This is a genomic window from Peribacillus folii (genome assembly GCF_030271255.1).
In the GTDB taxonomy this organism is placed as follows: domain Bacteria; phylum Bacillota; class Bacilli; order Bacillales; family DSM-1321; genus Peribacillus.
Genome location: NZ_JASJOM010000004.1, coordinates 53,361 through 78,962 on the forward strand (window position 1 = coordinate 53,361; position 25,602 = coordinate 78,962).

Below are 25,602 nucleotides of genomic sequence, written 5' to 3' on the forward strand. Positions count from 1 at the left end.
CTCTACTTCAAGTTAATTAACTATACAAATTCTTTGATCGGCCATTTTCTTCTTAAAAACTGCTTTGGTGCCCGTTGTTTTCTATTACCATCAGCTTTTGTCTGACACCAGAGAAATCCCGTTCTTAATCAATGCAGCTAGTTCCTTATTGAAATTGGACATATGACCGCCCTTTTCTGTTCAATAAATAGGGGGGGTGCTTAAGAAAATCCCGCATCATCAAAAACTGGATGCGGGATTTATATTCAAAGGTTAAAGGGGCCTTTTATTTCCACCAAGTATCGTAGACGTTAATGGCTTCGTTCCGTTTATGTTCGGTTTTAGTATACCATCCTTCAATGATTTCGGCAGCTTCCGTCCTGATTTCCTTTCCTTCAAGATAATCATCGATTTCATCGTAGCTAACGCCCAAGGCCACCTCATCAGGGATCAGCGGTTTGTCATCCTCCAAATCGGCAGTTGGAATCTTCATATAAAGACGCTCGGGAGCACCGACGAATTTCAGGATTTCCTTTCCTTGCCTTTTGTTCAATCGATATAAAGGAATAAGATCGGCAGCTCCGTCGCCGTGTTTCGTGAAGAAACCAGTAATGGCCTCGGCTGCATGGTCTGTTCCCAGCACGACACCTTTATATAGGCCGGCTAAATCATACTGAACCTTCATTCGTTCACGTGCCTTAACATTGCCCTTTAAAAAATGGGAAAGTTTTTCTGACACGGCGTCTTCCACAGCCTGCACGGATGCATCGACGGCAGCCTTGATGTTGACGGTGACTGTCTGGCTTGGCTTGATGAATTTCAATGCCAGTTGCCTATCATCCTCATCAGCCTGGACGCCATATGGTAGGCTTACAGCGATAAACTTATATTCATTGCCCTGCGTTTCTTCATTCAGCTCATTGACAGCTGTCTGGGCGATGAAACCTCCCAGAGTCGAATCCTGCCCTCCGGAAATTCCAAGGATAAAGCTTTTCAGAAATGTATTTTTCTTCAGATATCCTTTCAGGAGATCCACGCTTTTCCTGAATTCAACTTCAGGATCGATCGTTGGTTGAACAAGCAATTTCTTTATGATTTCTTTTTGTAATGGACGCATTCGCATTGACCTTCTTTCGAGTTAAAATTGATTGATCATTTCGTTAGCATTCTCTCTACATTTGCTTTAACTTCATCAATGTTCCTCATCTTGTTATCCCAACAATCCTGGCTAAGGTCCACAGGGTATTCTTCAGGATTAAGTGCACGTAGGTATTCCGGCCATAGTACTTGAAGGTTCTTTTTGGTAAAGGCCTTTATATCATCAATGGATGGCAATTCATAGATCAAGCGGCCATCCTCGAAAATATTCTCATGCAAATCTACCGCATCGAAATCCGTGACGAATTTACTTAGGAAGGTATGGACAGGATGGAACATTTTTAACTTTTCCTGCTCCTGCGGTTTTTCATATTCCATGGCCAGATAGTCGCCTTCTGCATGGTGATTGACTTTATTGATGATCCGATATACCCGCTTCAATCCAGGTGTCGTAACTTTTTCAGGGTTTGAAGAAATTTTGATGGTATCTCTCATATTCCCATCTTCACCCTCTATTGAAACCATTTTATACACGGCACCCAATGCTGGCTGGTCATAAGCCGTGATCAATTTGGTTCCGATCCCCCATATGTCAATCCTGGCGCCTTGTTGCTTCAAGTTGATGATCGTGTATTCATCCAAATCATTGGAGGCGACAATCTTTGCATCATGGAAACCAGCAGCATCAAGCATGCGCCTGGCTTCCTTCGATAAGTAAGCCAAGTCTCCGCTGTCAAGACGGACGCCGATGAAATTGATTTTATCCCCCAGTTCTTTGGCGACACGGATTGCATTTGGGATGCCAGAGCGCAATGTGTCATACGTATCGACGAGAAAAACGCAATCCTTATGGGAAACGGCATATTTATGGAATGCAGTATATTCATCCTTGTAGGCTTGGATCATCGAATGGGCATGTGTTCCTGAAACCGGAATGCCAAACAGTTTACCCGCACGTACATTACTTGTAGAATCGAAGCCGGCAAGATAGGCTGCCCTCGCTCCCCAAATGGCCGCATCCATTTCTTGTGCCCTTCTTGAACCGAATTCAAGGGCGGATTCGTCCCCAATGACCTGTTTGATACGCGAGGCCTTGGTAGCTACGAGTGTGTGATAGTTCACAATGTTCAGTAATGCCGTTTCAATGAGCTGGGCCTCACCAAGAGGCGCCTCCACCCGCAATATCGGTTCATTGCCAAAGACGAGCTCCCCTTCCTTCATGCAGCGGATCGTCCCCGTGAAACGGATGTTTTGCAAATAATCCAAATACTCTTCATCATAATGCAGCACGTTTTTCAAATAATTGATATCACTTTCAGAGAAGCAAAAGTTTTGTAGGTAATGAACGATCTTTTCAAGCCCCGCAAAAATCGCATACCCGCTGTTGAATGGAAGCTTTCTGAAAAATATTTCGAAAACGGCCTTTCGTTCATGCGTTTTATCCTGCCAGTATGTTTGGGCCATATTGATTTGGTACAGATCGGTGTGTAAGGCGTAACTGTCGTCATTATACTTTTTTTCCATGGATAGTTCCTCCCAAAAGAGAAGCGGATGCTTCCCTTCTATTCTGTTGCGTGTTGGCTATGATAGAATGGTTGCTCCAAGAGATCCTTTAAAATGCCCAAGCGCCCATTCGTGACCTTGTTCGTTGAATGAAGCCACTGCATTTTCATGTACATATATATTGTAGCCTAAATTGTAAGCGTCGATAGCCGTGTGCAAAATGCAAATATCTGTGCAAACCCCAACTAAATGCACCTCCGAAATGTGACGCTCCCTTAAGCGGATATCAAGATCCGTGCCTGCAAATGCCGAATAACGTGTTTTATCTATATAATGAACATTCTTTTGATTTTTATTTGCTTGATAAATTTCTTTTAACTTTCCATATAAGTCCCTTCCCATTGTACCCCTAATATTATGCAGTGGAAACAAATTCGTTTCAGGATGAAAGCGGTCTCCTTCATCATGTAAATCAATGGCAAATACGGTGTACTCACCATTTTGGATGAATTCATTTGTTATACCAACAAGTACTTCCTCGATATCCTGGCCAGGTTTCCCGCAGGTCAAGGCACCCTTATCCGCAACAAAGTCATACGTATAATCAATATTGATCAATGCCCTATTTCCCATTTCACCCATTCCCCCTTAATAATAAATGGAGTCCGTGACTACCTCTGCATTAAATCGGTATAGTTGTGATGGCCGATACGAATTGCGTTTTGTTTTCTTCTGCATTCCTTTTTCATCCAAGACTTTTTCCAAAAACGGAAGTTTAGGGGCCTTGGCATAAAAAAGTGAGTCCGCGCTGATCTTCGCATCATCTCTTGCCGTCAGCAAAACCCGCTGCAATTCAGACAAAGTAAACTCTTCTGGCAGGAATTTTTGCGCTATTGTCGTTTGCACCATTTCCTTTTTCAATAAATCCATTGCATCCTGGATGATTGAATCATGATCGAATGCAAGCTCCAATTGCAAAGCCTCCTGTACCGTGAACAATTCAACCTCCGCGGCATCGTCATTCGCTTTTCTATGATGGAGAAACTCTTCCTGAACGATGGCATAAAAGGCGTTGGATATGATCCAGCCTCGCGGATCGCGTCCGGGCCGGTCATAAACACCGAAATGCTCGACATGGAATCCCGCTATACCCGTTTCTTCCTTCAATTCACGTTTGGCGGCTTCATAGGCCGTCTCCTTGGCATTCACAAAGCCGCCAGGCAGAGCCCATTTATCTCCTTCGACATTCGGGTTTCCTTCTTTATCATTCGTGGCACGTTTGATTAATAATAGCTTCAAAAACATTTCAGGAGGTGCCTTTTCAGCTGTTTTCTTGGTGGTAATGGTAAAAATCGCAATATCTGCAGTGTATCCATCCGGAGTGATATATTTCTTTTTTTCATGCTGGACCATGGCAACTCTCACTTTCTTTCACTACTCTTAAGTAATTAGTAAATCTTTAATTACTAATTATAGTACTCCTTCATCAATGTTTTCGCAACTCCAAACGGAAAGAAATTTTCATATTGTCCGAAAAGTCATTCACTTCGGCTTTGACGCATGAAAAAAAGCCGATCATTATGACCGGACTTTTTTTCATGTTTATTAGACTGGATAGACTCCGTGCTTGCGATCCGTGAATGTCAGTTGTTTGCTTCCATACGCTTCAAACCGGGCACTCAGTTCGGCACGCAGGTCATTGGGCTGGATGATGCCATCAACGATCATCTCGGAGGCCAAACGATAAATATCAATATCTTCATTGTATTCGTTTCGCTTTTGAGCGATGAAGGCTGGTCTTTCTTCCGCTTCCATCGCATTGATTTTATTGGCATAAACCGCATTGACTGCAGCTTCCGCCCCCATTACTGCAATCAGTGCCGTTGGCAGTGCAAGCACGCAATCCGGTTCAAAGGCAGGGCCAGCCATGGCATACAATCCCGCACCATAAGCCTTACGGACAATGACAGAGATCTTAGGAACAGTCGCTTCACTCATGGCGGAAATCATTTTCGCACCATGGCGAATGATGCCTGCCTGCTCGACCTTCGTCCCGATCATGAACCCTGGGATATCCACGAGGAACAATAACGGTATATGGAAAGCATCACATAAATTGATGAATTTCGCTGCTTTATCAGCTGAATCATGGAACAGGACACCGCCCTTGACACGCGGCTGATTGGCGATGATGCCAATTGTCTGCCCATTCAGCCTTGCAAGCCCAGTAATCAATTCTGGGGCAAAAAGCTTTTTGATTTCACAGAACGATTGCCTGTCAATCACCCTGTCAATTAAATCATACATATTGAAAGGCGCATTTTGATTTTTGGGGATGAGGTCCTCCAACGTCTTGTCAAATTGCTCTGGAAGTTCAGGTTTCACAGATGCAGGCTTTTCTTGATAATTTCCTGGAAAATAGCTTAAGTATTTGCGGGCAAACGCAATGGACTCTTGTTCCGATTTGACCAACACATCTCCGCAGCCCGAAACGGAGCAATGCATTTTAGCCCCGCCCATCTCCTCTTCGGTCACCTTTTCGCCAATGACCATTTCCGCCATCCTCGGTGAACCTAAATACATCGATGCATTCCCTTCAACCATCACGACAATATCACAAAAAGCTGGGATATATGCCCCTCCTGCGGCTGAAGGACCAAACAATAGACAAATTTGCGGGACTTTACCGGATAATTTCACTTGGTTATAGAAAATGCGTCCTGCACCGCGGCGTCCTGGAAACATTTCCACTTGATCGGTAATTCTTGCCCCGGCTGAATCGACTAGGTATAACAGCGGCAGCTGCAATTTTTCTGCCGTTTCTTGAATGCGGATGATTTTCTCGACGGTCCTTGCTCCCCAAGATCCGGCTTTGACGGTCGAATCATTGGCCATGACACAGACCCTCTTGCCGTTAATTTTCCCTATTCCCGTCACGACTCCATCCGAAGGGAGGCCATCACTGGCACAATTGGCAAAGAAGGCATCCTCTATTTCAACCCCTTCATCAAATAAGAGCTCCAAACGTTCACGTACGAAAAGCTTTCCTTTTTCAGCATTTTTCTGGTGATATTTTTCCAGGCCGCCTTTTTTGATCGTTTCTACCGTTTCCGTTAATTTATCAGTCGTCACCATCGATCTTCCTCCTTCATTTGACCTCATTGACCCGTGAATACCGGTTTGCGCTTTTCCTTGAATGCTGCCAGGCCCTCCAGGCGGTCACGACTTTTCAAAGTGGTTTGATAGCAATCGTTTTCAATTCGCAGTCCATCTTCTAAGGTTGCATCCATTCCTTGATTTATCGCCGCTTTTGCCGCCCTGAGCGCTAATGGAGCGTTGCGGGCAATTTCGGCTGCCAGTTTTTTTGCCTCATCCATCAATTGTTGCGCCGGAAATAAATGGCTGATGATTTTCAGTTTATGTGCTGTTTCTGCATCCAAACGCCTTGCTGTATATATCAGCTCCTTGGCCGTCGACATTCCGACGATTCGGGGCAGTCGCTGAGTACCGCCGCCTCCAGGAATGATGCCTAACGCCGTTTCCGTCAGCCCCATCTTTGCCGAATCCGAAGCGAGACGAATGTCACAAGCGAGAGCAAGCTCCAGGCCTCCGCCAAAGGCAGAGCCGTTTATGGCTGCAATGACTGGCACCGGCATGTTCTCCACAGCTGTGATCGTGTCGCCGATCAGCTTGACCGTCTCCTTGACTTCATCCTCATTCATCCCTGCTCGTTCCTTCAGATCCGCACCCGCACAAAATGCCTTTTCACCAGAACCGGTCATGATGACCGTCCGTAAATCGGCTGCCAATTTCAATTCATTCAATGCTTCAAGCAGGCCATGAAGCAATTCTGTCGATAATGCATTAGCAGCATCAGGACGATTTAATGTGACGATGGCGATACCCGTATCGTCACGGCTTATATCAATCAACGTAGACATCCATTCACCCTCCATTCATTTTATTGCGCATTATATACAGCCATCTGATGGCTAGGCAATGGTTTCTCCAAAAAGGTTTGCATTGTCGAGGCCGCTTTGATTAGTTTGTCTTGATTTATTCCCGTTTGGATCCCCATATTATGTAGCATATGAACGAGGTCATCCGTAGCAACATTGCCGCTCGCACCTGGTGCATATGGACATCCTCCCAAACCACCGAGCGAAGAATCGAAAGTAACGACTCCATGCTCCAGTGCTTGAAGAACATTCGCCAAGGCCATGCCCCTAGTATCATGGAAATGCAGGGCAATCCGTTCACTATCATATCTTTTGACGGCCCCTTCAAGGAACGAGGCAACCTGCTTTGGTGAAGCGACACCTATCGTATCTCCCAGTGATACTTCACTGATTCCGTAGTCAAACAATTGATCACACACCCGGAATACTTGATCCATCGTTACTTCCCCTTCATATGGACAGCCGAAAACGGTGGAAACATAACCCCTTACCGATTTTCCGCTATTTGCCGCTGCTTGAATGACCTTTTTCAATATGGGAAGGGTATCGGAAATTGATTTATTGATGTTTTTGAGATTATGAGTTTCACTTGATGACATGAAAACTGAAATTTCATCAATTTTCCCCTCAAGTGCCGCCTCAAGTCCCCTCTCATTCGGAACGAGGGCGGCATAGGTGATAGTTGGATTGCGTCTTATTCCCTTTGCCACAAGCGAGGCATCGCTCAATTGGGGAATCCACTTCGGATGGACAAAGGATGTAGCTTCTATATAGGAAAGACCTGTATCAGAGAGCTGATCGATCCATTCAATTTTGCTTTCCGTAGGTATGATGACCTTTTCATTTTGCAGCCCATCACGCGGACCCACTTCCTTGATTGTCACTTTTTCTGGCCATTTCATTTTATCCCTCCGTCCGCTTATTCAATGATGGCCAATACATCACCCTCATTCACAAAATCCCCTTCATTCACTTTCAGCTCTTTAATGGTGCCTGCTCCTTCCGCTGCAATGGGTATTTCCATTTTCATCGATTCCAAGATGACGATATCCTGCCCGTCCGTTACACTTTGCCCCTCATTCGCCACGATTTTCCATACGCTTCCTGCCATGCTTGCTTTTAATTCTGCCATCCTTCATTCCTCCTGATCATGTTTGTTGTATAACGATGTTTTAGACTTTCATTTTTTTAATGTATTTGTCGATGAAATCGGTAGTCGTATCTCCTTTGGAAAATGCCTGATGGGAGATGATTTCCAAAAGGAGCGGAAGGTTCGTTTTAATGCCTTCTATTTTATAATTGTCCAACGCCTCTGTTAATCTCTCGATGGCTTTAGCCCTCGATTCCCCGCTCACCACCAATTTAGCAATCATCGGGTCATAGAAATGAGACACGACGGATGTTCCGTGGACCGCCAATTCATGACGGACACCATTGCCGCTCGGGAGGTTCAGGCTTGTAATCGTTCCTGGTGCTGGATAAAACGTTTTGGGATCTTCGGCATATATGCGCACTTCAATCGAATGCCCATCCTTTTTGATCTCCGCTTGCGTGAAATCCAATTTTTTGCCCGAAGCAATGTTGATTTGCTGTTCGACTAAATCCAATCCGGTAATTTCTTCAGTGACAGGATGCTCGACCTGAAGGCGGGTATTCATCTCCAAGAAGTAGAAATTTTTATCTCCATCAACCAAAAATTCTAATGTGCCTGCATTGCTATAGCCGATCGACTTAACCGCCTTAACGGCGGCAAACCCCATTTTGTTCCTTGTTTCTTCGTCGAGGAAAGACGAAGGAGCCTCCTCGACAACCTTTTGGTGGCGTCTTTGAACGGAGCATTCCCTTTCCCATAAGTAAACGGCATTGCCAAAGGTATCCGCCAAAACCTGAATTTCGATATGACGAGGTTTTTCAATTAACTTTTCGATGAACATATCTCCATTGCCAAAAAACAATTGGGCACGTTTTTGATTACCTTCAAACGCTTTCGAAAGCTCATCTTCATTGGATACGGCCTGCATGCCGATACCGCCGCCGCCAGCCGCCGCTTTCAACATGACGGGGTACCCGATTTTTTCGGCAACTGCAGCCGCTTCAGCAGCATCAATCAGCGGCCGGGAAAAGCCTGGAACCAATGGAAGGCCTGCTTGCTCCATCTTTTTCCGTGCTTCCACTTTATTGCCCATCTGCTGGATGACTTCCGGCTTCGGACCAATGAATATCAAACCGGCTTCTTCGCAAGAACGCGCAAAATCGGCATTTTCACTCAAAAACCCATATCCCGGATGAATCGCCTCCACCCCGGTATCTTTCGCGATTTCCAAAATCTTTTCGACGTTTAGGTAGCTTTCCTGTACTCTCGAGCCGCCCAATGAATATGATTCATCCGCTAAGCCGACAAACGGTGCATCGGCATCAGCTTCCGAATGGACGGCAACCGTGCTAATGCCCATTTTCTTGCATGTACGGATTATGCGTGATGCAATTTCCCCTCTGTTTGCGATAAGAATTTTCCCAATCATCCGATCATCTCCTAAAATTAGTGCGTCCCAAGCAAGTCAAGCGTTTGCTGTCGCAGCCTGTACTTTTGAATTTTTCCCGATGCGGTCATTGGATAAGAGTCTGTGAAATGTATGTGCCGGGGTATTTTATGAAAAGATATTTCCCCTTTGCAATATTCTTTCACATCCTGCGCCGTCAGAGTTACCCCCGGCTTCAAGATGATCCATGCCGCCACTTCTTCCCCATACTTCTGGTCTGGGACGCCTAGCACCTGGACATCAACTATGGCCGGATGCTGATAGAGGAATTCCTCTATCTCACGCGGATAAATATTTTCACCGCCGCGAATGATCATATCTTTCAGCCTGCCTGTTATTTTGCAGTAGCCATTATCATCCATGACCGCCAAATCACCCGTATGAAGCCAGCCTTCCCCGTCAATTGCCAGCTCAGTGGCTTCCCGATTATTGTAATATCCCTTCATCACATGATATCCCCTTGAACAGAGTTCCCCCTGCATTCCCCTTTGCACCTCCTCGCCAGTGGCCGGATCGACAATCTTCACTTCCACTTTCGGCAGGGCCCTTCCCACTGAAGAAACGCGAAGTTCTATCGGGTCATCCGTTCTGGTCATGGTGATGCCTGGTGACGATTCGGTTTGCCCATATGTGATCGTTATTTCGGAAATCCCCATCTTGGTGACCACGCTTTTCATGACCTCGATCGGACAGGTCGAGCCTGCCATGATACCGGTCCGCAAAGAGCGTAAATCATATTCGTCGAAGTCCTCGAGATTAAGCTCCGAAATGAACATGGTCGGAACACCGTGTAACGCGGTGCATTTTTCGGCTTCGACCGTCTGAAGGACGATTCTGGGATTGAATTCCACAAGGGGAACCATGGTCGCGCCAACCGAAACGGAGGCCATCGTACCGAGTGAACAGCCGAAACAATGAAACAGCGGAACAGGGATGCACAGCCTGTCATTCTTGGTAAGCTTCATGCATGCTGCAACATTCAATCCGTTATTGACGAGATTTGAATGCGTTAACATTACTCCTTTTGGAAACCCTGTCGTCCCTGAGGTGTATTGCATATTGATAACATCGCCTGGAGTCAATTCCTCCATCCTTCCGTCAAGGGCCTCCTCGGATATGGAGTGGCTTCCATCCATGACTTCCGTCCATGATATTGTTCCAGGGAAGCGTGTTTCGCCTAAAACGATGATATTTTTCAATTTAGGCAGTTTCCGAGATTGCAAACTTCCTGGTTTCGCAGTTTTCAATTCCGGGATGATTTCATACAGTGTATCCATATAGGAATGGTCCTTGAATTGCTCCATCAGGATAAGCGTCGTCGAATCCGATTGCTTAAGCAGATATTCCAGTTCACTTTTGCGGTAGTTCGTATTGACCGTAACCAATACCCCACCCATTTTCGCCGTGGAAAATTGGGAAATGAGCCATTCAGGCTTGTTGGTTGCCCAGATGGCAATATGTTCCCCTTTTTTAATACCCAGCGACATGAACCCTCTGGCCGCCTGCCTGCAAATCTTTTCAAATTCGCGGTAAGTATGGCGTAGGCCCAGCTCATGGTAAACCACCGCTTCATGATCCCCATATTGCTCCGCGGTCATTTCAAGCAGTTTTCCGATCGTAACATCTAGCAAATCAGACATCAAACTCCTCCTATCGAATAAAGGTAAGAATGAACGCTCCTTGCTGTAGAGATAATATCTGCCATTTGCCCATTGTGGTTCACCTGCGTTCGGTTATCAGCACCCCAGTTGCCTTGCGATCACGATTCTTTGGATTTCAGATGTGCCTTCGCCAATTTCCAGCAGCTTGGCATCCCTTAAATAACGTTCCACTTCATATTCCCTCATATAACCTGAGCCGCCATGGATTTGGATCGCTTGATTGCTGGCCCTGAATGCAGTTTCACTGGCAAATAACTTGGCGTAGGCCGCTTCCTTTGCAAACGGTTTTTTCATGTCTTTCAACCAGGCTGCCTTATAGACCATATTCCTGGCCAATTCAATTTCCATCGCCATGTCTGCAAGCTTGAATTGAATCGCCTGGAAATTAGAAATCGATTTCCCGAATTGGATTCGCTCTTTTGAAAAGGCCAACGCCTTATCAAGGGCTGCCTGCGCAATGCCGACTGCCAAAGCTGCAATCGAAATCCTTCCGCCATCCAGTGTGAATAAGAACTGTTTAAACCCTTTCTCTGGATCGCCCAATAAGTTCTTCTTCGGAACGCGGACATTATCAAGGATGATTTCACATGTATTGGAAGCACGGACCCCCATTTTTTCATAATTGCTATTGATCGTAAGACCGTTCGTATCGGTTGGCACGATGAATGCAGAGATGATGTTCTTGCCCCTTGAATCCTTGCCCGATACTGCGGTAACGGTGATGGTTCTTGAATAACTGGCATTCGTTATCCAGGTTTTCTCACCATTGATTACAAATTCATCGCCATCCAATTTGGCGGTCGTTCTCGTTCCGCCTGCATCAGATCCTGCATTCGGCTCGGTCAATCCAAACGCTGCCAGAGTTTCGCCGGTCGTGATTGGAACGAGGTATTTTTGCTTCTGTTCCTCGGTGCCGAAATAATAAAGCGGACTTGCACCAAGTGAAACGGCAGCTGCATAGCTTAATCCAGTTCCGCCGCAAGCCTTGCCGATTTCTTCGACTGCGATGGCATACGAAATCGTATCGCCCCCCGAACCACCATATTCCTCGGGAAAAGGAATGCCCAGCAATCCGAGTTTCCCCATTTTTTTAAATACATCCTCGGCAAACATCGATTTCGCATCCAATTCAATCGCAATTGGCTTGATTTCCTTTTCGGCAAATTCCCGAACCATTTCCTTAATCATCTGTTGTTCTTTCGTAAGTGAGAAATCCATTTGACACTTCCCCTTTCTATTAAGACCGACTAGTTGGTCTGTACAACTCGCTTTGGTGCTGCATTCCATACTTGTTGAGGTTATATGAAATAAAAATGGCTGGGCGCTTTATTTATCCGCCAGTAAGGCATGAAGGATTAAATCGACATATATTTCCCCAATCTCATCAATCGTTTTCCCTCCGCCCCTTTTGTACCATTTGTAGGACCAGTTAACCATTCCCAAAATCGACATCCCGGTAATTTCAACAGGCAGTTCGCGGCGGAACACACCTTTTTCAATTCCCTCCTCGATGACGGAAAAGATGATTTCTTTATACATCTGACGCTTATTTCTGATGGCTTCAACATAAGGTGGCTTCAAGTAAATGCTTTCTTGATAGAATACTGAAATGTGCGGTTGATAGAGGTCAAAAACTTTTACGAATGATTGAATGATTCTTTGCATTTTTTCGGCTGGATGGGTACTTTCTGATATCGCTTCCTGTGCATTTGTTAATACATATGAAATGAAATAATCATGGATGACAAATAAAAGCTCATCCTTGGAAGAAAAGTGGTGATAAAAACCGCCTTTGCTGGTTCCGCACGCCTTAACGATTTCGTTAACCGAGACACCATGGTAGCCATGCTGTTCGAAGAGCGTCAACGATGTTTCGATTATTTTTTCCCTTAACTCCGTAGTCTGCACCCCCCACTATTGTATACGCTTTCATTTGATCCAGCTGAGAAGGAATCATTATGTATAAACTGGATTTATTTAGATTTTACCAAATTATTAAAAATTGTCAATTTTTAAATTCATTGGAAAAACAGCCCTCAAAGTCAAGAGCTGTCATCTTCCATTCATCTATTCATCCCTTCTTTTGCTTGTTTGCCTTCACTTTTGCCTTTACAAGCTGCCACTCATTTTTATACGTCCACACCGAATGGATTTCCAATAACGGATCACGTTCATCTGCTCCGTTCACTTTTTGAATTCCGGCAAGCCTCTTCCCTTTTCCAAAAATTGACTTGAAGTCAAGTGTCGAGTAAGGCTCCACCAATAGCTCGGTTGGCTCATTAAGCTTTCCGTCCTGATAAATGCCCAGTTCATCGTAAGTTTTTTTTCTTGAAGAGATGTCCAACACAATCGGTTTTTGTCCTTCAATGCTGATTTCGGCCTTGTATCCGTCGAGGAATTGTGCCGTTACAGGTACGGATGGGGGCATGTCCAGAATTTGCACTTCACCATCCTTGAATGTGTAGGCGTAGCTTGTGATCAAACGGCCTTTTCCCTCCATCAACACCGTGACCAGCACGTCCTGCAGTCCATCATTATTCAAGTCCGCTACCTTTAGTTCAGGATCATACCCTGCTTCCAACGGGACGCTGATCGTCCGGCGATCGCTTTCGACGCTCAAATCGATTTGCTTCAGGAACTTGCTTCCCGCTTTATATGGCAGCCCCTGCACCTGGATGATGTCAATTTTCCCATCTCCTGTTACATCTCTTTTTGTCGACATGTAAGTGCCCTCAACCTGAAAATTCTTATCATGGGCTTCAACCGCGTGATAGCTCAAAAAGACTGAAATGACTAAAACCGCATATTTTAGCAAATCTAACTTTTTCATCGTGAAAACCTCTCTTTTCAAAGGATGGACTAATTGGTCATTTGTCGCCGTTTGAATTTACGACGCTGATCCTTCATGAAGATCGACCAGAAATAATAGAAACCCGGAACCAATATCGCAAAGCCTACGATGTATGTCGCAAACACCGCACGGAATGATGTCGGATCGGTAAAACCCGAAAGAATCGTGACATTGGGATATATGATGTAAGGTAAATGGGCAATTCCATATACATAGCTTCCGATTAAATATTGAACGATGATCGCAATGACGGCGAGGCGCGGCATCCCTTTAACCTCCCGTTTCGAAAAATACGGAAGATAAAGCGCCACCCCAGCGATGACAAAAAAGATAAGGGATATAAGCAATAATGAAGATTTTTTCATCATTTCAACGTAAATCCAATTCGCTTCGTTTCTTAACGTGAACATGACCAGCAAGGCCATGACAAGCATAAGCGGACCGGTTATCATCGCGTCCCTGCGGTATATCTTGTATGCCTTCATTTCATCTGCTTGCTTCGAGTAATCGGATAGGAGCAGGGACGATAAAAAAAGCGTACTAAATATTCCGAATAGCAAGAAGGCATATTCATTAGGGCTCGTGAAAAGTTTCGTAAGATTGAGCTCTTCGTTCCCCTTCACCCCTTCGACGAAGCCTAGATGTGTAATAGGTAAAACACTGATTAAAAGCCCCGGGATGATCAAACCCGTAATCCCTGAAATATACGTCAGCACTTTCTCATATTTGTCCACGCTATGGGAGAAAACCAAGAAAGCACTCCTGATGCATAGAAGTACCAAGATCAGGCTTGCTGGGACGATCAAGGCCACTCCTATCGGAAAAACCGCCCCCGGGAATAAACTGTATATCGCAATGACGAGTCCGACGACAAATGTATTGGTCACTTCCCAAGTTGGTGATAGATAGCTGTTCGCTATCTTCGTAGCATTCGTTTCTTCCTTTTTAATATAAGTCATCGCCCAAAACCCAGCACCGAAATCCATCGATGCCATGATGGCATAAAGAAAAATAAAGCCCCACACCAACGTTATGGCAAGAAGAGCATCACTCATCGGCCTTCCTCCTTTCATGAATTGGAATCGAATAGCCTCACATCTTTTTGTTCAGCCTTATATATATCATCCATTATTGTATGTCGTTTAAAATAGTAAAGCAGAGTGAACACGACCGACACGCATAACACAATATAGACAAGTATGAACATCGTAAATAAAAATCCAAGGTTATCATATGTTGTGACTGAATCCGCAGTCGTTAACATCCTGTATATCGTCCAAGGCTGTCTGCCTGTACAAGCAAAAATCCAGCCGCACTCAATGGAAATCACCGAAAACGGCCCAGCAGCCACAAATAACCAAAGAATCCATTTGGGATAGGTTTCCTTTTTCAACCACTTATTCCATACCAAAGCGAATAAAGATAAGGCGATTAGCCCCGAGCCAATGATCACCATCGCATTGAATAAAATATGGACATATAATGGCGGCCAATACTCCTTGGGAAAATCATTCAATCCGGTTACGACCGTATCGAAACTATTCCCTGACAAAAAGCTTAACAGCCAAGGAAATTCAATTCCATACTTCACTTCCTGAGCTTCTGGGTCGGTATAACCGAATATCGTAAGGCCAGCATGGTCCTTAGTTTCGAATAAGCCTTCAGCGGCAGCAAGCTTTTCCGGCTGTTCCCTGTATAAATGCTGTGTGGTCGCATGTCCGTTCAGGGCGGTCAAAAAAGAAAAAACCAAACCCAAGACGATGCTGAGCTTCAGCGCTTTTTGGTGAAAATTAAATTCTGTGGTCCCGAATTTGTTCTTCAACATTTTGTAAGCAGCAACTGCCGCTACGACGAAAGCACCTGTAGTATAGGCTGTAAGCGCCGTATGTCCTGCTGTGACCAAAAAGCTTGGATTGAAAAAAGCCGCCCATGGATCAACATCGACTATTTCCCCATTTTCGAACCGGAAGCCGGCTGGCGTCCCCTCAAATGCATGAACATTTGAAATCAATACAGCCGAAGCCAGTGCCCCGAAGGCGACAAAGAACAAACTTACGATTCGTGCCCAAGGCTTGATTTTTTCGGCTGCATATACATAAATGGACATGAACAACGCCTCGACCATGAATGCATAAATCTCGATTTGGAACGGAAGCGCCATCACCCGTCCAATCACTTCCATGAATCCTGGCCATAAAAGGGATAGCTGCACTCCTGCGATTGTACCGGTCGGAATTCCCACCCCGAGCAGTACCCCTAATGTTTTCGTCCAGCGTTTGGCCATGACGACATACTGTAAGTCCTTTGTTTTTTGATACATCAACTCCGCGGCCAACATCATCATCGGCAACCCGACGCCTATCGTCGCAAATATGATATGTACTGCCATATTCGTCCCGAACATGGCACGAGCCATTTGTAAATGATCCATACTTTCTTCCTTTCTAACCTTTGTCTCTTGGTAGTATCTCCGCTGGAAAGGAAAATATTTAATGAAATTCCACAAACTAAGTTTTGATAGGTATCAACACTGGGTGAAGCTTTACTGAAAAATTTTCGGGGGAATTTTTCAGTATATATTCTAGCGAGGTTATTGTTGTTATATATAATTTTCTAGCGTGTCTTAATCGTTTCGAAAGGATATACCTTATCCCATCACTGAGCCAAGCCATGCTTTGTGATTTTCGTAGATAGTTGAACAAATTATTCGATATTCTTCATAAATCGTGAACCTTTTAGAATATGATAGCGTAAATCCCGATTAGGAAAGTGCAATCTGAGAGGAGAGTTTTACTTTGGCCTTTTCCAATGATCCGCTTTCACCCGACCAGATGCTCGCCGTCATCAAAAATGGACTGGGTCCATCCTTCACCCCCAAGAAAATCATCATCATTGGAGCCGGCATTTCTGGATTGGTTGCCGGATCTCTTTTAAAGGAAGCTGGGCACGAGGTAACGATACTGGAAGCAACAGGCAGGCTCGGCGGCCGCATTTTGACCATGAGGGAGCCCTTTTTGGATGGTGCCTATCTTGAAGCTGGTGCCATGCGCATCCCGAATTATCATTATTTGGTTGCTGAATATATCAAGAAATACCAATTGCGCACCATTTCTTTTATGAATGCCACTCCAAATGACCCTATTTATGTTAATGGCATCAAGACCACAGCTGCGATCTACCAACGAAACCCGGATATACTGAAATATCCGGTAGCGCCCCAAGAAAAAGGGAAAACAGCAGAAGAATTACTGAATATGGCAATCAAGCCGGTGACGGATTTCATCAATCAAGACCCCATCAACAATTGGGGCATCGTCATTAGAGACTTTGATAAGTACTCCATGAGCTTCTTTTTGCAATACAATCCAGTAGGGATCAGCTTATCCACGGGGGCAATCGAAAGCATAAAGGTCCTTTTGGGCTTGGAGGGCTTCCCGGAGCTTTCCTTTCCTGCAATCCTTCGTGAACTAATGCCGCTTTTTAATCCGGACATCGACTTTTATGCAATCGAGGGCGGAAACGATCAGCTTCCTTATGCATTTCTGCCGGAATTGAGGGAAAATCTGAATTTCAATTATCAAGTTAAAAAAATCATCCAACAAGCGGATCAGGTCACCATTGAATCCAGGCATACCCAAAGCAACCGGCCATTAACCGTTACTGGTGACATTGCGATCGTGACGATTCCGCTTCAATTATTATCCTTTATCGAGATTGAGCCCCGGAATTCCTTTTCGCATAATAAATGGAAAGCAATCCGGGAGCTCCATTATGCCGCATCCACCAAAATCGGGCTGCAATTCAGGCAACGATTTTGGGAGAGGGAAGGGATCTATGGCGGGAAATTATCGACAGACCTCCCCATCAGGTTTGCCTATTATTCTAATCATTTGTTTAGGAGAAGTGAATCAGGCCTCCTGTTGGCAAGTTACACGTGGGAAGATGATGCTACCCTATGGGATATCCTCCCAGAAGAAGAACGTATTCAAAACGCGCTCAAAAATTTGGAAAAGGTACATGGAAAACAAGTATACGACCAATTTTTAACCGGCACTTCCTACAGCTGGACTTTGAATCAGTATGCTTATGGAGCATTCTCCATGTTCAAGCCCGGCCAAGAAACAGACCTGTTCCCATACATCCCCACTCCGGAAGGCAGAGTCCACTTTGCTGGTGAACATACTTCAACGGTACCTGCCTGGATCGAAGGCGGAATTCAATCCGGGATACGGGTTGCACATGAAGTGACGAACCTGCCTAAAACGGACAATAGATAAATAACACTTCCGATTTTCCCATGGAACTGCATGGAGCGATCAAAAACCAAATAAAACCGGAGACATCCTCTTACCGAGTTTTTATCCAGAAACCTTCCCTTTCAGGAGGGTTTTATTTTTTTGAGCAATTACTTAATCCCTCCTTTTGAGCCAAAGTCAATGATCTCTAAGTCAATGTGGTAATTGATATCGGCATCGCTAAAAATTTCATCCCACTTCTCCTTGTCTTCCTCCCAGAACTTGGGGTGCTGGTTTTGTACATAACGGAATAACCCTGCCACCCCCGTTTTGTATTGATGCTGCAATTTCCCGACAATCTTTTCGACATCTTGCTTCACCTTGTCCTCTGCATCGCGCTCCGCTTCTTTTAAATAGCTTTCTTTGTAGGAATTTTCCTTGCCATACCAATCCTCCGAAAGCCTTGCCGTATACCCGACAGAAATATCGATGGTTAAATGATTTCCGTGCAATTCCGTTACGATCTTTCGCCTTTTTCGCTTATCCACTTCCACACTGAATGGGGTTCCATGATGGGTCGTTTCGATTATTCCTCCCTTCACTGATCCGTTCAGCCAATTTAGTGATTCAATATCCTTGTTATTCATGAGCCCGACCAACTTGGAATTGTTGATCACCCCAGCTCCCTGCAATATTAATTTCCCCCCTTTGATCTCGACTGCCTGAATCGCAAAGCTTCCATCCGATTGCAGGCTGGAGGATGCTTGACCCAATGTTAATGGCGGAAGGATCTTGTTCGTTCGCTTAACATTGTCTTTCAATTCATAGATCACATTAGAAGGAATCTCACCGTCGTCCGCTCTCTCCAAAATGTCCTTCGTCGGTCTCTTGGTTAAAAAAACAAAGCAGCTCCTTCTTGTATTGTTATCACGAATCGACTGATTGATGATGGCTTCCATCGGGATCTTTCTTAATACTTCTTCATTGATGAGCAGAATCCGTTGATGATTGGTCAATACCGTATTGGTTAGAAGCAAGGAATCCCTAATTGCCTCATGTAGCGTTTTAGCACTGACGGTCACATTTTTATATTTCAATTTAGCTTGGTTTTCCTGCAAACTGTATCCCGGAGGCACAAGGATTTGCTGTGTTAACATGATTTCGTTTTTGTTTTTACTTAAATCGATTCCCACTCCGACTACAAGCGATAATTCCTCAATATTTTCACTGTCCCAGCACCCTGAAAGCAATGGTATCAGTAAGAGCATCCATAACCTTTTCATCGGCTTCTTCTACTCCTTTTCACTTGAACGATCACGAAGGTAACGATGGGGAGTCCGATCAAAATCACGGGGAAAGCATACCCCAGCATGTCGCTCATTTTAAAAATCTGGATTGTATTTTTGGGGATTTCCGCCAGGATGAACATGACGGGCACGAGAATGATCAGATTCGTTGTATATGAATTGTTGAAAATCCTCGACATGCCTTCCGCGGCAAAATAATAGTAAATCGCATGTGTACAAAAAAACTGAAGGATCCAGGTGATTAATAGAAACAGCTCCAAACGCTCGATGAATATCCCCTTGACTTCAAATGATTGGATAAATGAAATCGTTGGCCATGTGACGGCTTTGACTTCAGGTACAGTCAAGGTAGCCACAACCAGAACATAAGTAATCACGTATAAAACCACGGGAATGAAAAAACCGAGTAAAACCCCGCGCCTGACCTTTTTTTGATTTTTCACTAAACCAAACATGAAAATGAAAAGCTCGATGCCAAAGAAGGATAGAGTCCCGGTGCCCATCCCTTTCATAACGGGCATAATGCCTTTGCTAAAGACAGGCTGTATGTTTTTTAAATCGACGACCCTGATACTTAGCAAGTAAATAAATAAAACGATGACAATCGTCAGCGGCAAAAAGAACACACACACTTTGGCTATCGCTTTAATTCTCCCTGTCAAAAGGTGCATACTGGCTAAAATCAAAGTAAGGATCACGATTTCTTCCGGGGTATCCTCCAACAGATAAAACCGGACCATTTCACTCATGGCGAGGACTTCGAAACTAGCCACACCAATAAAGTACGACACGATGAGCAGCCCGACAATCTTGGAGAGCCAACTTCCAAAAGCCTCTTCCATATATGTAAAATAACTAGTGACCTGATGTTTTTTCAGCATTGCCACAAGCAAACAAACCAACAATCCAATCAGCAGTCCATCAAGGATCAAGACGATCCAGCCATCGGAAGATTGAACTTTTTCCGTTATTGTCCTTGGAAGCGTCAGCATCCCGATCCCTAACATGCCGCAGGAAATGATTGCAGCCAATTCCCCACTAACGATTTTGCCATCCCGCTCGTTCAAGAGAGTCTCCCCCCTTTTTTCCGTTTCGGCAATCTAATGAACGCATCCTTCCAAGTCTTTCCCCCGATGAAATCCATCGGTTGAAAATAAGGCTCTTGAAAGCTAGTCAATTTGGATAAATGGTTGATGACCAAAATGAAAAATAAAGTGGTTCCATATAGACCAAGGACGGCCGAAAAGATCATGGCGCCGAACCTTAATGCCCGAAACGCGAGTCCAAAGCTGTATTGCGGTACCGTAAAAGAAGTGATTGTCGTGATCGCCACGATGATGACCATGAGGGAACTTACGATATTCGCTTGAACGGCTGCCTGTCCGATGATGACTCCTCCGACCAAGCCTACTGTCTGGCCGATTGGCGCAGGGAGACGGATCCCTGCCTCTCGAAGCAGTTCAATCGTCAGCTCCATAATGATTGCTTCCACAAAAGGGGGAAAGGGCACGTTCTCCCTCGTTCCTGCGATTGTCATCGCCAGTTCAGTCGGCAGTAATCCCGGGTTGAACGAAACCAAGGAAATATAGATTCCCGATAGGAAAACGGTCACAAAAAGTGAAAAATACCGCAGGATCCGCAAAAAAGAACCCGCTACCCACCTTTCATAATAATCATCTGGGGATTGCAGCAGCATCGTCATCGTCGTTGGCGCCATCAAAGCAAACGGCGATCCCTCGATCATGATCACCACTCTTCCCTCTTGCAAGGCGGACAATACTTTATCGGGGCGTTCGGTGTTCTGGATTTGCGGGAAGGGGGAAAACGATGTATCTTCAATTAATTCCTCAAGCATTCCTGTATCCTGAAAATCCGTTTCCTTCACTCCATCTATCCGTTCATTCACTTCTTTTATCAATCTTTCGCTTGCTTTGCCTTCATAATAAATCAGCGCCAATTCACGTTTTTCCAACGTCCCTACCTTTTGTTGCTTGACGATGAGTTTAGGATGGCTCGAGTATTGCCTGATCAATCCGATATTTTCCTTCAGGCTTTCAATAAAGCCCATCTTGGGGCCCCGGACAACCCTTTCGGTGGTAGGTTCCGCAAAATTTCGTGTTTTTTCCCTTTCGAGGTTCAAGACATAGCCCGTTGACATTCCGTCTATGAATAAGAGTGTTTTCCCATCAAAAATCTGCTCATTGGCTTTCTCATACGTATTGATTTCTTCTTCCTTTACCGAACAAATTTTGGAATTGACCAATTGCTCGATTGAAATGGGATGTCCCGTTTTAACCTGGGCAGCTGATAAATCCAGAACAATCTCATTGAAGGCTGGATAATCCATCGTTCCATTGACAAATACAAATAATCCAGAGCGATCATAACCGGGAATGTACACCTCTTTAAAAACCACATCATCCTGCATATCCAATATAGATTTCAATCTTTCCTGGCTCTGATCCAAATTCATATGCAAGAATGTACTTTCCATCGTGAGCTCCTTTGTCCAGTGACTGTATTATTTGTATAGTAGTTTCCTCTTTTTTCAATTTTTTATTCGAAGGGAAAATGGCTTTCGACAGTGAAAAATGCTTTTTTCACCTGCCCTGTATAAGGATTCATCATTCTTCAAAAAAATCCCTGGATTGACATCAATAATGGTTAATCTGTCATTAGATTGCAAATGCTAACCGTCATAAGCATGAGTTAAGAGGTGAAAAACATTGTTTAACCGCAGGAATTCCAGAAAAAGCAGCTCACAACAAATGGACATGGACGACGGCATCAATAAAAACTCCGAAATACGTGAACTATTCAATTCACTATCATCATCCTATGATTTTATCAACCATCAAGGTTGCTATAATGGCGTTGGGTATTGGGTATCGTATTATCGTTCTTTAATCGATGCACAGGAGCTTCATAGAAGTGTACTTTCCGTGATACCGACGTTGGAACAAATCAATTTGGAGCAAATGAAAGATAGCATCCCGATTGAGGATACGCTCATTACCAGTACGAGGATTGTCGTTGAGAAGAGAATCATGAGAGGGCATATCGCGATCCGGCTGGATGCGAATCTTGACGAGTGTTTGTTGATAAACGTCGTTGCCCAGCAAGGGCGCCAGGTTGATAAACCGGAACTTGAATTTGGAATCATCAGTCCACAGGAGGCCTTTGTCGAGGATATCGATATCAACCTCAATCTCGTCAGGAAAAGGCTGCCCCTACCTGAATTGCAAGTAACCGAACTGACTGTGGGCAGCTTATCCAAAACGAAAGTGGCCGTCTTGTCCATTGACGGCATCGTTGACAAAGCAAATGTGGATACTGTCATCCAGCGCGTCAATGATATAGATTTTGATGAAATCCTGGATGGCTCTCATCTCGCGCAAATGCTTTATGACGATAATAGTACCTTGTTTCCCCTTTTTTTAAACACGGAAAGGCCGGATCGCATCGCGAGTGCCCTGGCTGAAGGCAAAGTGGCCATGATCATCGATCGATCATCTTCCGCCTTGATTGCTCCGACCATTTTACTGGAGTACTTCATTACGATGGAAGATTATAACATGCCCTGGATTCCTGCATCGGCATTTCGTTTATTGAGGATATTCGCGGTCATTTTTTCCATATTCGCCACGCCGCTTTATGTGGCAGTCTTGACCTATCATTATGAGCTGATACCTAAGGATCTTTTGGAAACGATCGTCACCTCTCGGAATCTGATTCCATTCCAGCCTTTGATCGAGGCGCTATTCTTGGAGATTTCGATCGAGTTACTGCGGGAAGCCGCCTCCAGGCTTCCAACCAAGGTAGGTCAGACATTGGGTATCGTCGGCGGTATCGTTATCGGACAGGCAGCTGTTGTAGCAGGCCTGACAAGCAATATCTTGTTGATCATCGTTGCCCTATCCGCGCTGGCATCCTTTGTAACCCCCATTTATAAAATGGGCAATGCCATCCGGTTACTGCGGTTCCCCTTTTTGATTGGGGCCCAGATCTGGGGATTGCTCGGGATTACGATTTCGGCGGTGTTTTTAATGACACATCTAATTAAGTTGACATCGATGGGACACCCCTACCTTGAGCCGATTTACCCCTTCCATCTGAAGGATTGGAAAGATAGCTTCATAAGGATACCCATGAATTTCTTTAAGTCGCGGCCTATCAATTTGCGAACAGAAAATACAAAAAGGCAATCAACTCCAAAGAAAAACGCAATCAAAAAAAATGATTTCAATGAATGATTGCATTAAGGAACCGATATGAACCTTCTTATAAATGAAAAGTATAAGGTGCAGCCTTTCTATGTATTTTTTTTAGTACATTCGATGCAAACCGGAATCGGGGTGCTCAGCTTCCAGAGAATGTTAGCAAAATCGACAGGAACGGATGGCTGGATCTCCATTCTACTGGCGGGATTGATAGTCCATTTCATGATATGGGTGATTTATAAGATTTTCAGCATTGTACCCGGTGATATCATCACAGTCAATTATCATGCATTCGGGAAATTGATCGGGAGTTTCTTCAGCCTCCTATTCGTTCTTTATTTTCTAATTCTCGGGTTGACGGTCATGATCAGCTATATTGAAATCATACATGTATGGATGTTTGAAGAGATACCTGCTTGGTCGTTTTCCCTCGTTTTCCTGATCCTGATTTACTATATAAATACAGGGGGATTCCGTACGATCACGGGTATTGCCTTTTTAAGTGTTTTAGTGACCTACTGGCTTATATTCGTTTTCTTCTATGCCATGAAATACTCTGAATTCACCAATCTACTCCCCATTTTCGATCACTCGATATTGGATATATGGGAAGGAACGCGAAATGTCTCCTTGACCATGATTGGATTTGAATTGCTCCTGATATTTCACCCATTCATCAAGGATGCCAAAGCTTCTCAAAAATATGCTCATGGAGGGGCTTTGACAACAACACTGTTCACCTTATTCATTTATGTAGTATCGCTCATTTTTTATTCTGAGAAGCAGCTGGTCATGACCATATGGCCAACCCTTTCCATGACGAGCATTGTAGAATTGGCCTTTATTCAACGGTTTGAATATATATTTGTTACATGGTGGGCCATCATCATCATACCTAACATGACTATTTCCTTATGGGCTGCCAGCAGGGGGGCCAAGCGATTATTCAATATTCAGCAAAAGTATCCATTATGGGGAATGTCCCTTATTATCCTGATGGTCAACATTTTCTTCTTTGATATTGATTCGCTTAATATATTGAAGCGAATCATTGATCCATACGGGGTATTCTTCCTTGGAGCATACCTGCCTCTTCTTTTGATCATCATCCATATTAAGAAAAAGAGGAATCGTTTATGAGAAAATTACTTCCTGTCATTTTTACTGCTGCCATTCTTAGCGGCTGTGCCCAGCCACGAGTCGTTGACGAGGTGAACATGTCCCAGGCAATCGGCTACGATATGCTTAATAATGATAGAATTGAAGGAATGTTCGTCATCCCCATCTTCCAACAAGACAAAATGGGGAAATACCAGATCTTATCCGGCACTTCATCGACGACAAGTGATGTGCAGGCCGCCGTTTCAAAAAAAGCAGACAAAACGGTGTTGCTTGGACAGACCCGCATCGTTTTATTCAGTGAAAAAATCGTTCATAAAATCGGGATGACTGAACTGACTGATTATCTTTACCGTGAGCCTCAGCTTGGCAACCGGGTTCTTCTCGTCATCGTCGAGGGAAAGGTAAAGGATATCATCCATACAAAGCCATCAAATTCGAATGTGAATATCGGGATATTCTTATCGAACCTAATCAATCAGCAAAACGAAACAGGGAACGGACCGGACACCAACCTCCATCTTTTTTTGGGGAATTCCTTGGAAGACGGCGGTGATGCCTATCTCCCGATTATAAAAAAAATCGGCAATGACCTTGCTGTTTCCGGTGTTGCCCTGTTTCATGAAAATAAGATTGTCAGTAAAGTGAACACAAAAGATATGTTCGTTTTCAAAACGCTGGTTCAATCTCATCGAAGGGGAATATATAAATTTCAATTAGATGACGAGAAGAAAAGCGATATTGTCGTGGAAAGCATCCGGAGCGGCACGAGTTACCATATCTCCGACTCTGAGAGCGATCCATCGATGACGATAAAGCTCAAAATAAAAGGACAAATTAAAGAGTCAATGAGAAGTGACAATCTTACCAATCGAAAAATGATCAAAAAAATTGAACAGGATATGGAAGCCGATTTAACGAGGCAGGCAACCAGGCTTATTAAAGATTTCCAAAAACGCAACATTGATCCGATTGGCCTGAAGGAAAAATTTCACGCCAAAAATAAAAGAATGACCTACCAGCGTTGGAAAAGCATGTACCCCAACATGGACATCCAAATAGAAGCCAAGGCAGACATCCTCCAAACTGGGGTTTCGGAATGAACTGAAAGACACATGCAAAAACGAGAC

General features: G+C 44.4%; 22 protein-coding genes. 4 read left to right on the forward strand and 18 right to left on the reverse strand.

Going from position 1 to position 25,602, the window contains the following annotated elements; translation table 11 throughout:
• Positions 1 to 265 precede the first annotated feature (265 nt).
• The 15 genes from nadE to QNI08_RS07540 all read right to left on the reverse strand — a co-directional run bounded on the left by nadE (position 266) and on the right by QNI08_RS07540 (position 16,022).
• Positions 266 to 1,096, reverse strand: coding sequence for an ammonia-dependent NAD(+) synthetase (nadE, locus tag QNI08_RS07470; protein WP_285766801.1), 831 nt, complete (start codon positions 1,094 to 1,096; stop codon positions 266 to 268).
• Between the two features lie 35 nt (positions 1,097 to 1,131).
• Positions 1,132 to 2,601, reverse strand: a complete 1,470-nt coding sequence (locus QNI08_RS07475) for a nicotinate phosphoribosyltransferase (RefSeq protein WP_285766802.1) — start codon at positions 2,599 to 2,601, stop codon at positions 1,132 to 1,134.
• A 57-nt stretch (positions 2,602 to 2,658) separates the two neighbouring features.
• Positions 2,659 to 3,213: a cysteine hydrolase family protein gene (locus QNI08_RS07480; RefSeq protein WP_285766803.1), complete on the reverse strand. Its 555-nt coding sequence runs from the start codon at positions 3,211 to 3,213 to the stop codon at positions 2,659 to 2,661.
• Between the two features lie 15 nt (positions 3,214 to 3,228).
• Positions 3,229 to 3,993 (reverse strand): NUDIX domain-containing protein, encoded by a 765-nt coding sequence (locus QNI08_RS07485; RefSeq protein WP_285767122.1) that lies wholly within the window; start codon positions 3,991 to 3,993, stop codon positions 3,229 to 3,231.
• Between the two features lie 192 nt (positions 3,994 to 4,185).
• A complete protein-coding gene (locus QNI08_RS07490; RefSeq protein ID WP_285766804.1) occupies positions 4,186 to 5,715 on the reverse strand; it encodes an acyl-CoA carboxylase subunit beta in 1,530 nt (509 codons plus the stop codon).
• A gap of 23 nt (positions 5,716 to 5,738) precedes the next feature.
• A complete protein-coding gene (locus QNI08_RS07495) occupies positions 5,739 to 6,521 on the reverse strand; it encodes an enoyl-CoA hydratase (RefSeq protein WP_285766805.1) in 783 nt (260 codons plus the stop codon).
• A 20-nt stretch (positions 6,522 to 6,541) separates the two neighbouring features.
• On the reverse strand, positions 6,542 to 7,441 hold the full coding sequence (locus QNI08_RS07500) for a hydroxymethylglutaryl-CoA lyase (protein ID WP_285766806.1): 900 nt from the start codon (positions 7,439 to 7,441) through the stop codon (positions 6,542 to 6,544).
• Positions 7,442 to 7,458: 17 nt separating this feature from the next.
• Positions 7,459 to 7,671, reverse strand: coding sequence for an acetyl-CoA carboxylase biotin carboxyl carrier protein subunit (locus QNI08_RS07505; RefSeq protein ID WP_285766807.1), 213 nt, complete (start codon positions 7,669 to 7,671; stop codon positions 7,459 to 7,461).
• A gap of 40 nt (positions 7,672 to 7,711) precedes the next feature.
• Positions 7,712 to 9,061: an acetyl-CoA carboxylase biotin carboxylase subunit gene (locus QNI08_RS07510; RefSeq protein WP_285766808.1), complete on the reverse strand. Its 1,350-nt coding sequence runs from the start codon at positions 9,059 to 9,061 to the stop codon at positions 7,712 to 7,714.
• A 17-nt stretch (positions 9,062 to 9,078) separates the two neighbouring features.
• Positions 9,079 to 10,719, reverse strand: coding sequence for an AMP-binding protein (locus QNI08_RS07515; protein ID WP_483313753.1), 1,641 nt, complete (start codon positions 10,717 to 10,719; stop codon positions 9,079 to 9,081).
• Between the two features lie 96 nt (positions 10,720 to 10,815).
• Entirely contained in the window at positions 10,816 to 11,958 is a 1,143-nt protein-coding gene (locus tag QNI08_RS07520; protein ID WP_285766809.1) for an acyl-CoA dehydrogenase family protein, read from the reverse strand.
• 108 nt (positions 11,959 to 12,066) lie between these two features.
• Positions 12,067 to 12,648, reverse strand: a complete 582-nt coding sequence (locus QNI08_RS07525) for a TetR/AcrR family transcriptional regulator (protein WP_285766810.1) — start codon at positions 12,646 to 12,648, stop codon at positions 12,067 to 12,069.
• Positions 12,649 to 12,811: 163 nt separating this feature from the next.
• Positions 12,812 to 13,570, reverse strand: coding sequence for a hypothetical protein (locus QNI08_RS07530; RefSeq protein ID WP_285766811.1), 759 nt, complete (start codon positions 13,568 to 13,570; stop codon positions 12,812 to 12,814).
• A 29-nt stretch (positions 13,571 to 13,599) separates the two neighbouring features.
• Positions 13,600 to 14,646 (reverse strand): cytochrome d ubiquinol oxidase subunit II, encoded by a 1,047-nt coding sequence (locus tag QNI08_RS07535; RefSeq protein ID WP_285766812.1) that lies wholly within the window; start codon positions 14,644 to 14,646, stop codon positions 13,600 to 13,602.
• A 14-nt stretch (positions 14,647 to 14,660) separates the two neighbouring features.
• Positions 14,661 to 16,022, reverse strand: coding sequence for a cytochrome ubiquinol oxidase subunit I (locus tag QNI08_RS07540; RefSeq protein ID WP_285766813.1), 1,362 nt, complete (start codon positions 16,020 to 16,022; stop codon positions 14,661 to 14,663).
• 400 nt (positions 16,023 to 16,422) lie between these two features.
• Between QNI08_RS07540 and QNI08_RS07545 the strand changes: the two genes are divergently transcribed.
• Complete coding sequence (locus QNI08_RS07545) at positions 16,423 to 17,868, forward strand: flavin monoamine oxidase family protein (RefSeq protein WP_285767124.1); 1,446 nt, start codon at positions 16,423 to 16,425, stop codon at positions 17,866 to 17,868.
• A gap of 128 nt (positions 17,869 to 17,996) precedes the next feature.
• Here the strand turns inward: QNI08_RS07545 and QNI08_RS07550 are convergent, their stop codons facing one another.
• Genes QNI08_RS07550 through QNI08_RS07560 form a run of 3 tightly spaced genes read right to left on the reverse strand, consistent with a single transcriptional unit; the run spans position 17,997 to position 21,627 of the window.
• Positions 17,997 to 19,109, reverse strand: coding sequence for a Ger(x)C family spore germination protein (locus QNI08_RS07550; RefSeq protein ID WP_285766814.1), 1,113 nt, complete (start codon positions 19,107 to 19,109; stop codon positions 17,997 to 17,999).
• A complete protein-coding gene (locus QNI08_RS07555) occupies positions 19,106 to 20,200 on the reverse strand; it encodes a GerAB/ArcD/ProY family transporter (RefSeq protein WP_285766815.1) in 1,095 nt (364 codons plus the stop codon). The genes QNI08_RS07550 and QNI08_RS07555 overlap by 4 nt, the downstream gene beginning before the upstream one ends.
• The gene (locus tag QNI08_RS07560; protein WP_285766816.1) at positions 20,197 to 21,627 is read right to left on the reverse strand and encodes a spore germination protein; all 1,431 of its coding nucleotides are present in this window, start codon (positions 21,625 to 21,627) and stop codon (positions 20,197 to 20,199) included. Before QNI08_RS07560 ends, QNI08_RS07555 begins: the two co-directional genes overlap by 4 nt.
• 274 nt (positions 21,628 to 21,901) lie before the next feature.
• Here QNI08_RS07560 and QNI08_RS07565 point away from each other — a divergent pair, with 274 nt between their 5' ends.
• The 3 genes from QNI08_RS07565 to QNI08_RS07575 are packed head-to-tail and all read left to right on the forward strand — an operon-like array spanning position 21,902 to position 25,575.
• A complete protein-coding gene (locus QNI08_RS07565) occupies positions 21,902 to 23,386 on the forward strand; it encodes a spore germination protein (protein ID WP_285766817.1) in 1,485 nt (494 codons plus the stop codon).
• Positions 23,387 to 23,404: 18 nt separating this feature from the next.
• Entirely contained in the window at positions 23,405 to 24,493 is a 1,089-nt protein-coding gene (locus tag QNI08_RS07570) for a GerAB/ArcD/ProY family transporter (protein ID WP_285766818.1), read from the forward strand.
• Positions 24,490 to 25,575, forward strand: coding sequence for a Ger(x)C family spore germination protein (locus tag QNI08_RS07575; protein ID WP_285766819.1), 1,086 nt, complete (start codon positions 24,490 to 24,492; stop codon positions 25,573 to 25,575). Before QNI08_RS07570 ends, QNI08_RS07575 begins: the two co-directional genes overlap by 4 nt.
• The last annotated feature ends 27 nt before the right edge of the window (positions 25,576 to 25,602 follow it).

Coding starts and splice junctions, on each gene's coding strand:
- QNI08_RS07475 (WP_285766802.1), bottom strand. CDS start 2,601: ATGGAAAAAAAGTATAATGACGACAGTTACGCCTTACACACCGATCTG.
- QNI08_RS07520 (WP_285766809.1), bottom strand. CDS start 11,958: ATGGATTTCTCACTTACGAAAGAACAACAGATGATTAAGGAAATGGTT.
- QNI08_RS07530 (WP_285766811.1), bottom strand. CDS start 13,570: ATGAAAAAGTTAGATTTGCTAAAATATGCGGTTTTAGTCATTTCAGTC.
- nadE (WP_285766801.1), bottom strand. CDS start 1,096: ATGCGTCCATTACAAAAAGAAATCATAAAGAAATTGCTTGTTCAACCA.
- QNI08_RS07535 (WP_285766812.1), bottom strand. CDS start 14,646: ATGAGTGATGCTCTTCTTGCCATAACGTTGGTGTGGGGCTTTATTTTT.
- QNI08_RS07565 (WP_285766817.1), top strand. CDS start 21,902: ATGGACATGGACGACGGCATCAATAAAAACTCCGAAATACGTGAACTA.
- QNI08_RS07495 (WP_285766805.1), bottom strand. CDS start 6,521: ATGTCTACGTTGATTGATATAAGCCGTGACGATACGGGTATCGCCATC.
- QNI08_RS07550 (WP_285766814.1), bottom strand. CDS start 19,109: ATGAAAAGGTTATGGATGCTCTTACTGATACCATTGCTTTCAGGGTGC.
- QNI08_RS07500 (WP_285766806.1), bottom strand. CDS start 7,441: ATGAAATGGCCAGAAAAAGTGACAATCAAGGAAGTGGGTCCGCGTGAT.
- QNI08_RS07490 (WP_285766804.1), bottom strand. CDS start 5,715: ATGGTGACGACTGATAAATTAACGGAAACGGTAGAAACGATCAAAAAA.
- QNI08_RS07570 (WP_285766818.1), top strand. CDS start 23,405: ATGAACCTTCTTATAAATGAAAAGTATAAGGTGCAGCCTTTCTATGTA.
- QNI08_RS07480 (WP_285766803.1), bottom strand. CDS start 3,213: ATGGGAAATAGGGCATTGATCAATATTGATTATACGTATGACTTTGTT.
- QNI08_RS07545 (WP_285767124.1), top strand. CDS start 16,423: ATGCTCGCCGTCATCAAAAATGGACTGGGTCCATCCTTCACCCCCAAG.
- QNI08_RS07510 (WP_285766808.1), bottom strand. CDS start 9,061: ATGATTGGGAAAATTCTTATCGCAAACAGAGGGGAAATTGCATCACGC.
- QNI08_RS07515 (WP_483313753.1), bottom strand. CDS start 10,719: ATGTCTGATTTGCTAGATGTTACGATCGGAAAACTGCTTGAAATGACC.
- QNI08_RS07485 (WP_285767122.1), bottom strand. CDS start 3,993: ATGGTCCAGCATGAAAAAAAGAAATATATCACTCCGGATGGATACACT.
- QNI08_RS07540 (WP_285766813.1), bottom strand. CDS start 16,022: ATGGATCATTTACAAATGGCTCGTGCCATGTTCGGGACGAATATGGCA.
- QNI08_RS07560 (WP_285766816.1), bottom strand. CDS start 21,627: ATGGAAAGTACATTCTTGCATATGAATTTGGATCAGAGCCAGGAAAGA.
- QNI08_RS07505 (WP_285766807.1), bottom strand. CDS start 7,671: ATGGCAGAATTAAAAGCAAGCATGGCAGGAAGCGTATGGAAAATCGTG.
- QNI08_RS07575 (WP_285766819.1), top strand. CDS start 24,490: ATGAGAAAATTACTTCCTGTCATTTTTACTGCTGCCATTCTTAGCGGC.